Origin of the sequence: Vibrio sp. 10N.222.48.A3 (assembly GCF_041475345.1) — a bacterium.
In the GTDB taxonomy this organism is placed as follows: domain Bacteria; phylum Pseudomonadota; class Gammaproteobacteria; order Enterobacterales; family Vibrionaceae; genus Vibrio; species Vibrio tasmaniensis_A.
In genome coordinates this window covers 1-8,658 of sequence record NZ_JBFRVX010000209.1, presented here as the reverse complement: position 1 = coordinate 8,658, position 8,658 = coordinate 1, and the positions used below count along the sequence as shown (strand labels likewise).

General features: G+C 43.6%; 8 protein-coding genes and 1 pseudogene. 7 read left to right on the top strand and 2 right to left on the bottom strand.

Features of this window, described 5'->3' with window-relative positions; translation table 11 throughout:
* Window positions 1–153 (top strand): annotated as a pseudogene (locus tag AB4653_RS07375) (DUF547 domain-containing protein); the annotation flags it as partial.
* Window positions 154–255: 102 nt separating this feature from the next.
* Here the strand turns inward: AB4653_RS07375 and AB4653_RS07370 are convergent.
* On the bottom strand, window positions 256–801 hold the full coding sequence (locus AB4653_RS07370) for a DUF924 family protein (RefSeq protein WP_009847821.1): 546 nt from the start codon (window positions 799–801) through the stop codon (window positions 256–258).
* A gap of 57 nt (window positions 802–858) precedes the next feature.
* Window positions 859–1,713, bottom strand: coding sequence for a co-chaperone DjlA (gene djlA, locus AB4653_RS07365; protein WP_009847822.1), 855 nt, complete (start codon window positions 1,711–1,713; stop codon window positions 859–861).
* 149 nt (window positions 1,714–1,862) lie between these two features.
* On the opposite strand from djlA, the gene lptD reads away from it, so the two are divergent.
* From lptD to AB4653_RS07335, 6 genes are all read left to right on the top strand, one after another.
* Window positions 1,863–4,211 carry an LPS assembly protein LptD gene (gene lptD, locus AB4653_RS07360; RefSeq protein ID WP_032555290.1) on the top strand — a complete coding sequence of 783 codons (2,349 nt, stop codon included), beginning with the start codon at window positions 1,863–1,865 and terminating at the stop codon, window positions 4,209–4,211.
* A 43-nt stretch (window positions 4,212–4,254) separates the two neighbouring features.
* Complete coding sequence (surA, locus tag AB4653_RS07355) at window positions 4,255–5,550, top strand: peptidylprolyl isomerase SurA (protein ID WP_009847824.1); 1,296 nt, start codon at window positions 4,255–4,257, stop codon at window positions 5,548–5,550.
* Window positions 5,540–6,529, top strand: a complete 990-nt coding sequence (pdxA, locus tag AB4653_RS07350) for a 4-hydroxythreonine-4-phosphate dehydrogenase PdxA (RefSeq protein WP_009847825.1) — start codon at window positions 5,540–5,542, stop codon at window positions 6,527–6,529. Before surA ends, pdxA begins: the two co-directional genes overlap by 11 nt.
* Window positions 6,526–7,341: a 16S rRNA (adenine(1518)-N(6)/adenine(1519)-N(6))-dimethyltransferase RsmA gene (gene rsmA, locus AB4653_RS07345; RefSeq protein ID WP_009847826.1), complete on the top strand. Its 816-nt coding sequence runs from the start codon at window positions 6,526–6,528 to the stop codon at window positions 7,339–7,341. Before pdxA ends, rsmA begins: the two co-directional genes overlap by 4 nt.
* A gap of 81 nt (window positions 7,342–7,422) precedes the next feature.
* On the top strand, window positions 7,423–7,803 hold the full coding sequence (gene apaG / locus AB4653_RS07340; protein ID WP_009847827.1) for a Co2+/Mg2+ efflux protein ApaG: 381 nt from the start codon (window positions 7,423–7,425) through the stop codon (window positions 7,801–7,803).
* Between the two features lie 29 nt (window positions 7,804–7,832).
* Window positions 7,833–8,636 (top strand): symmetrical bis(5'-nucleosyl)-tetraphosphatase, encoded by an 804-nt coding sequence (locus AB4653_RS07335; protein ID WP_009847828.1) that lies wholly within the window; start codon window positions 7,833–7,835, stop codon window positions 8,634–8,636.
* Window positions 8,637–8,658 lie beyond the last annotated feature (22 nt).

The following is an 8,658-nucleotide window of genomic DNA, read 5'->3' as shown; positions in this document are numbered from 1 at the left end:
CTACAACTATCATCGATTTACGATTGGTTTGCTGTGGATTTTGGTACAGAGAAACAACTCATTCAACACTTAGACCAGTATCGAACAAAGCCGGTGACGAACACTAACAAAATCAGCTATGACTATGATTGGTCGCTCAACCAAGCAAACTAGTTTTAACGTTAAAGCTCATGAATGAAGCCAAACAAAAAAAGAGGCTAAAGGTTTTTATTAACCACTTGCCTCTTTTTTATCTATTGAACTGTGTTTCTACAATTAAAAGCTTGAGCCCGGTTGCTGCAAGAACTCAACCTCTTCGGGAGTCGAAGCTCTCCCTAACACCTCATTACGGTGAGGGTAGCGACCAAAACGCTTGATGATGACCTTGTGCTTAAACTCAAAATCAAGATTATGTTCTAATCCCGTTTGAGAAAAGAGTTCCACAGCTTGTTCATGAACTAACAAAGACTCACTGTGCATATAAGGCATATACAGGAAGCTTTTCTGTTGCTCGTTAAGCTGGTGATCAAAACCACCCGCTACCGCCTCTTGGGCTAGAGCCAACGCCATCGGATCAGCCGAAAAAGCTGTCGGACTGTTTCTACCAATATTTCGAGAAAACTGATCAAGCACGATAATCTCAGCCAATCGTCCTTGCGCAGTTTGGCGCCACTCAAATAGCTCGCCTTGAATGGCTGCTTTATGCAATTCAGAAAATCGAGACTCTATCAAAGTGTCAATCTCGGCGCCGCCAGTAAACCAATCTTTAGGCGTCAACTCATCGAACCAAAACTCTAGAACATCCTGATACATTACCGTCATATAATTCCCTTTAATAAAAAACCGAGTAACTTTGTTATTACTCGGTTTAGTGTTCAATTACTTAAAACCTTTTACTTTCTTTATCAGATCATAAGCATTCTGAATTTCTTGCGATTTCTCTTTCGCAACATTCATCATCTCAGGCGGTAAGCCCTTCGCCATCAGTTTATCTGGGTGATGCTCATTCATCAGCTTGCGGTAAGCTTTCTTAACCTCTTTACCGTCGGCACTTTCACTTACACCGAGAACTTTAAACGCATCGGCCAATTGGTTTTGTTGCGAAGCCTGTTGCCAACCCGATGATTGACCATGGCCTTGATGGCCACCAAAGCTTCCACCTTGCTGTTGAAAACGAAATGCTGCTTCTTGCATCTGCAAGCGGCGCTCTAGCTGTTCTGCAGAAAATCCAAGGCCTTGCGCTATCTTATGTAAGACTTGGCGCTCACTCGGGTGCAAACTTCCATCGGCAAATGCTGCGGACACTTGTAGCTCAAGAAAAAACTGCAGAAGATCAAAACGACCGCCCGATGAGATTTTCACACGCTCAAGCACATCGCTTAACGGGAAGTCACTCTCTTTGCCGTCACGGAAAGCATCTTGAGCCGCTTTACGTTGTTCGCCATGCAGGTTCATACGCTCCATCATTGTAGAAGCGAGCTGAATCTCTTCTGGCGTGACCTGCCCCTTAGCTTTAGCAACGTGTCCCATAACCGCAAAGGCGGATTTAAAAAACTCGTTTTGTCTTTCAGCTTGGCTTGGACCTCGTCCAAAACCAGAGCTATTGAAGCCCGATTGGTTCAATCGGCGAGCTTTATCGAACTGGTGCCCTAAAAATAGGCCAAAAACTAAACCGAGCGGCCCCCCAAATAAAAAACCAAAAAAAGCGCCCAAAATTTTGCCAAATATTTGCATTATGTGTTCTCTATCTATGAATTTTGTCTGAGTAATGCTGTCTGATGATGCTGAATGCTAATATTTCCTTTATCATAAGGAAAATGCTTTATTAATTGGATTGATACTAGATCAACCCTTCATCTAGTGACACAGGATAGTTCAACTTCATGCAATTTTTTTCCCGCACCTTGTTAGCCGCGTCTATAAGTACGGCATTATACGTGTCGACAACTCAAGCTGAAACAATCACCGATAGTAGTGTGCAGGAAATGCCCTCTATAGATCAATGCTTGATCGATCCCGCTGCAGAAAACGAGACACAACTTCCCGCTCATGTTGAGTCCGATCGCTTAGAGGCTATCAATGGTGACAAGGCAATCTACTCAGGTGATGTAAGAGTTACCCAAGGAAACAAAACCATCCTTGCCGACAATGTAACGCTTCACCAACAAGAAAATATCGTTGTAGCTGAAGGCAACGTAAACTTTAGCGATGGTCAAATAAAGTCAGTGGCAGACAGAGCCACTAACAATCTGACCACCGATGAAATGACGCTCGAAAATACCGATTATGAGTTTCTCTGTGAGCAAGGGCGAGGAGATGCGGTTTACATCGCAAAAACCGGAAAAGCGGTTTATGAGATTGAAGATGGCTCAATCACCTCTTGCCCTATCGGCGACAATGCATGGCGACTAAGAGCGTCAAGTATCGATGTCGACCAAAATGAAGAAGAGGCTACGTTCTACAACCCAAGGTTTGAAATTCAGAGCGTTCCTGTTTTTTATCTGCCGTACTTAACCGTTCCGATTGGTGATACGCGTAAAACAGGCTTCTTATATCCAACGGTATCATATGGCTCAAGTGATGGTTTTGAATTTGAGATCCCTGTTTATTGGAACTTGGCACCAGAGTATGACCTCAAAACCACTTTTAAGCACATGAAAGAGCGTGGTACCCAGCTTAACAGTGAATTTAGATATTTAAGCGATTTTGGTTCCGGGATGATTAAGTCTGAATACTTGCCTGATGACAAAAAATACCCAGAGAAAGGCAAACGTTGGGGGGCTCAACTTAATCACTCAGGAATATTCCAAGAATCTTGGTTGTTTGAAATTGATTACTCAAAAGTTGGCGATATCGAGTACTTCACAGATGTCAACGGAAGCGGCATTGGTAACCGTGAAGATGGCCAGCTTCTTCAAGAAGGGCAGGCTACATACCGTTCTCAAAATTGGGATGCGTCTGTACTTGTGCGAGATTTTCAGGTCCTCACAAATACGACAAACAACCTTCCATACCGCCTGCTCCCACAGCTTGAATATAACTATTATGCCCCTGAGGTAATGGAGTATTTAGATTTCGACTTGGTCAGCCATGTGTCTCTGTTTGATACAGATGCAAAAGGGAAACCATCGGCAACTCGTATTCACGTTGAGCCGGGAATTACAATTCCAGTAGGCAACACTTGGGGTACTTGGACCACAGAAGCCCGACTTCTTGGTACTTACTACCAACAAGATCTTGATGGTGTTGATACCACAAGTGACAAATATAAAGATTTAGAAAAGTCAGTAAGTCGAGTTATCCCTGAATTTAGGAGTCATGCTGGTATCGTTTTAGAAAGAGATACCAAGGTTATTGGTAACTACACTCAAACTCTAGAACCCCAAGTTCAATACCTGTATGTACCAAAAGAAGATCAAAACAACATTGGTCTTTACGATACGACACTTCTGCAGACTGATTATTATGGCCTGTTTAGAAGCCGTAAATACAGTGGTGTAGACCGTATCGCTGCAGCTAACCAAGTAAGCTACGGTGCATCATCTCGTTTCTTTGATGATGAGTATAAAGAGCGACTCAATGTGTCTTTTGGACAGATCTTTTATATCGACAAAGATACGAAACAACATCTAACACTTGATACTAAAGATAAGAACTCGAATTACTCATCTTGGGCTGTAGAAGTCGACTTTAATTACGACGACTACCTGTTTTATCATGGTGGGGTTCAGTACGACATCGATACCACAGCAATGCAACTAGCCAACAGCACCATTGAGTACCGTTTTTCTGGTGGTTATATCCAAACCAACTACCGCTACGTAACCAAAGAGTATATCGAAGACACTGTTGATTTTAATGTTGGATCGATTACTAAAGATGGTATATCTCAAGCAGGATTACTCGGAGCCTACCAGATTTCACGTAAGTGGAGTGCCAGCGCTCAGTACTTCTATGATTTAACAACCGAAGAGAACCTTGAGTGGTTAGCTAAACTCAATTACAAGTCCGATTGTTGGTATATCGGCTTCACCTATAGTAACCAATTGCGTAGATGGGAAGGTGATTACATCAACACATCGAATGCGACACCAGTATACGAGAAAAACTTTGGCTTTAACTTCGGTATTGTTGGCTTTGGTACCAATATAGGCTCTGATTCAAGCGAAGTAAGTGAAACAAGCTCAAATAACGCACTTAGCTACGGTCGCCCATTCTTCTTAAACAACTAACTTTCTTTACTGATAAAACATCGGTAAATATAAAGGATTACACATGACATTGTGGAAACGCACATTAATAGCTATCGCAGCCGCTTGTACTTTATCAACAAGCTATGCCGCACCAGTTGAACTCGATAGCGTAAAAGTAATCGTCAACGAGGGCGTGATCTTACAAAGTGACATTGATACTTCAATGAAAACACTGCGTGCAAACGCGAAGAAAAGCGGGCAAACACTACCATCACAAGACGTGCTCAATGAACAAGTACTCGAAAAGTTGATCATCGATACAATTCAGACCCAAGAAGCGGAACGTATTGGGGTTCGAATTGATGATGCTCGACTGGATCAAGCGATTGAAGGCATTGCCAAAGATAACAACCAAACAGTGCAACAACTTACAGCATCGGTTGCTGAAGAAGGCCTGAGCTACAATGCATTTCGTGAGCAAGTAAGAAAAGAGATTGCGGCAAGTGAAGCGCGCAATGCCTTGGTTCGTCGTCGTATTAATATCCTTCCTGCAGAAGTTGACAACCTAGCGGACATCTTAGCGCAAGAAACCAATGCGACGGTTCAATACAAAATTGGCCACATTCAACTGCGATTCAATGACGACCAAACCAAAGAAGAATTGGAAGCACAAGCGACTGATTTAGTGGAAGAGCTAAACAACGGCAAAGACTTCAGCACCATGGCTTATACTTACTCTAAAGGCCCTAAAGCACTGCAAGGTGGTGATTGGGGTTGGATGCGTAAAGAAGAGATGCCTACGATTTTTGCAGATCAAATAAAAATGCAGAACAAAGGCAGCATCATCGGCCCTTTCCGAAGTGGTGTTGGCTTCCATATTCTAAAAATTGAAGACGTAAAAGGTTTGGAAACCGTTGCAGTTACCGAAGTTAATGCACGTCATATTTTGATTAAGCCAACGGTTATCTTGAGTGATGACGGTGCGAAAGAGCAGCTTGAAGAAATCACTCGTCGTGTAAACGCAGGTGAAGCGAGCTTTGGTGACCTTGCACAGCAATACAGCCAAGACCCAGGTTCAGCAGTACAAGATGGTGAGTTAGGCTACCAAACTCCGGATTTATACGTACCTGAATTCAAGCACCAAGTAGAAACGTTACCTGAAGGTAAAATCAGTGCGCCATTCAAAACCGTGCACGGTTGGCACATTGTTGAAGTACTAGACCGTCGCGAAGTCGACCGTACCGATTCAGCATTGAAAAACAAAGCTTATCAAATTCTATTTAACCGTAAGTTCAACGAAGAAGTTGGTGCTTGGCTGCAAGAAGTAAGAGCTAGCGCCTTTGTTGAAGTGGTCGAGGATGACCAAGATGACAACTAAACGCCTTGTCATTACGGCAGGTGAACCAGCGGGAATTGGGCCAGATTTAACTCTCGCCTTATCCCAAGAAAGCTGGCCACATCAGCTCGTCGTTTGTGCGGACAAAACCCTATTAGCAGAGCGAGCTGAAATGTTAGGGATTGAGGTTGAGCTGTTGGATTACGATTCAACCGCGCCCAAGCAACCTCAACGCTCTGGAACATTGGTTGTGAAACACGTTCCACTAGCTGAAACAGCAGTTGCAGGCCAACTCAACGAGGCTAACGGTCATTACGTATTAAATACTTTAGAAACCGCAGCAATTGGCTGTATGAATGATGAATTTGATGCTATTGTCACCGGCCCTGTTCACAAGGGTGTAATTAACCGAGCTGGCGTTGCTTTTAGTGGCCATACCGAGTTCTTTGCAGAGAAGTCCAATACTCCACTTGTCGTGATGATGTTGGCAACAGAAGGGCTGCGTGTTGCTCTAGTAACAACGCACATCCCGCTAGCTTATGTATCTCAAGCAGTGACCGAAGACAGATTAGAGCAAATCATTGCTATTCTGCATAAAGACTTGGTTGAAAAATTTGCGATTGAGAAACCAGCTATCTACGTGTGTGGTTTGAATCCACATGCTGGTGAAGATGGTTGTTTGGGTCGTGAAGAGATAGAAACTATCACCCCTACGCTAGAAAAAATTCGCCAGAAAGATGGTATTAATTTAGTTGGCCCATTGCCAGCAGACACCATCTTTAATGAAAAATATTTGCAAGATGCAGATGCTGTTTTAGGTATGTATCACGACCAAGTACTCCCAGTATTGAAATACAAAGGGTTTGGTCGCTCAGTGAACATCACGCTTGGCTTACCGTTTATTCGCACATCAGTCGATCACGGTACCGCCTTAGACTTGGCAGGGAAAGGCCAAGCCGATACAGGGAGCTTTAGAACAGCGCTCACGCACGCCATTGAATTAGTAGAGAAAAAGCAATGAGAAATGATGTCCACTTAGGGCACAAAGCGCGTAAACGTTTTGGTCAAAACTTCCTTAACGATCCATACATTATTGATGGCATCGTATCGAGTATTAACCCACTACCAGGCCAGAACTTAGTAGAAATCGGCCCCGGTCTTGGTGCGATTACTGAGCCTGTTGGCAAGCTTGTCGACAAGTTCACAGTAATTGAACTGGATAGAGATCTTGCTGAACGTCTGCGTAATCACCCTGATCTTGCTGAAAAGTTAACGATCTATGAAGGCGATGCAATGAAGTTCGATTTCGAACAACTTGTTAAGCCAAACAACAAGCTACGTATCTTCGGTAACTTGCCATACAACATCTCTACACCATTGATGTTCCACCTTTTTGAGTTCCATAAAGACGTGCAAGACATGCACTTTATGCTTCAAAAAGAAGTCGTTAACCGATTAGCAGCGGGTCCTGGTACTAAAGCTTACGGTCGTCTAACGGTTATGGCTCAATATTACTGTAAAGTCACTCCTGTTTTAGAAGTGCCACCAACAGCATTTGTTCCGCCACCGAAAGTAGACTCTGCAGTCGTTCGCCTTCAGCCTTATGAAGTACTGCCTTACCCGGCAAAAGATCTTAAGTGGTTAGATCGCGTATGTCGCGAAGGCTTTAACCAGCGTCGTAAAACAGTACGTAACTGCTACAAGAGCCTAATCGACAAGGAAGTGCTTGAAGAGCTAGGTGTAAACCCTGGCATGCGCCCTGAGAACCTGACGCTCGAACAGTTTGTCGATATGGCGAACTGGTTGCACGACAGTCACAACGCTGATAAATAATCGAAAAAGGCTCCTACACTTCGGTGAGGAGCCTATTTTTTATGTAATACTTAAAGCATACCAACAACAAAAGGTGCGAATATGGATATATCTACGCCTTGTATCAAATGCCAAGTTCATTCTAAATATATTGAAGAACAATCTGAGCCATCTAAGAATCGCTACGTTTTCGCTTACATCATTACCATCAAAAATCTAAGTAAAACAACAGTACAACTTATGTCTCGTCGCTGGCTGATTACTGATTCCAACGGTAAACAACTCACCATAGAAGGTGATGGCGTGGTTGGACAGCAACCTGTGATTGAAGCCAATGACGAATACACATACACCAGTGGCACCGTCATCGAAACCCCAGTGGGAGTCATGCAGGGACACTATGTAATGACCGATCATAAAGGCATTGATTTCATAACAGAAGTCGACCCATTTAGACTGGCCATCCCCAATATTCTTAACTAGTACACATCTACCACTTACAGGAAAATGCTGTGTCGAATTATATTGTCGGAGACATCCAAGGATGCTTCGACGAACTTCAGTTACTGCTTGAAACCATCAACTTTGATAAACAACAAGATACGTTATGGGTCGCCGGAGACATAGTTGCTCGTGGCCCTAAATCCTTAGAGACGTTACGTTTTGTTCGTAGCCTTGGCAGTTCAGCGAAGGTGGTATTGGGTAACCATGATTTACATCTACTTGCGGTCTCCTTAGGCCTCTTTTCAGCCAAACCAAAAGACAAGACTCAACCAATTCTTGATGCTGAAGACCGTGACCAATTGCTGGAATGGTTAAGACAACAACCCTTGATGCAAGAACACCCTGAGTTTGTCATGACACATGCGGGCATCTCACCTCAATGGGACTTAGAACAAGCACGTACAGAGAATCGAGAGATAACGTCATTACTGAAATCGGACCGTTGGCAGTGGCTTATTGAGAACATGTACAGCAACACGCCAGATCTCTGGAACAACGAGTTGCAAGACATCGAACGTTATCGCTATGCGATCAATAGCCTGACAAGAATGCGCTTCTGTTTTGAAGATGGCCGACTCGACATGGCATGTAAGCTACCACCGAATGAAATTACCGATGAACCACTAGTGCCATGGTTTGACCTTCCGCAACGCATAAAGCTCGATAAAACCGTTGTTTTTGGACACTGGGCTGCGCTTGAAGGCTATAACGGAAAAGATGTAATTGGACTTGATACTGGGTGTGTGTGGGGGGGAGACTTGACGATACTTCGCTGGGAAGACAAACAGTTTTTCACTCAAAAAGCGCTATAGAAACACGAGATACGAGATACGA

Excerpts from the sequence above, each read along its gene's own strand:
- surA (WP_009847824.1), top strand. The coding sequence starts at position 4,255 with ATGACATTGTGGAAACGCACATTAATAGCTATCGCAGCCGCTTGTACT.
- lptD (WP_032555290.1), top strand. The coding sequence starts at position 1,863 with ATGCAATTTTTTTCCCGCACCTTGTTAGCCGCGTCTATAAGTACGGCA.
- apaG (WP_009847827.1), top strand. The coding sequence starts at position 7,423 with ATGGATATATCTACGCCTTGTATCAAATGCCAAGTTCATTCTAAATAT.
- rsmA (WP_009847826.1), top strand. The coding sequence starts at position 6,526 with ATGAGAAATGATGTCCACTTAGGGCACAAAGCGCGTAAACGTTTTGGT.
- AB4653_RS07370 (WP_009847821.1), bottom strand. The coding sequence starts at position 801 with ATGACGGTAATGTATCAGGATGTTCTAGAGTTTTGGTTCGATGAGTTG.
- djlA (WP_009847822.1), bottom strand. The coding sequence starts at position 1,713 with ATGCAAATATTTGGCAAAATTTTGGGCGCTTTTTTTGGTTTTTTATTT.
- pdxA (WP_009847825.1), top strand. The coding sequence starts at position 5,540 with ATGACAACTAAACGCCTTGTCATTACGGCAGGTGAACCAGCGGGAATT.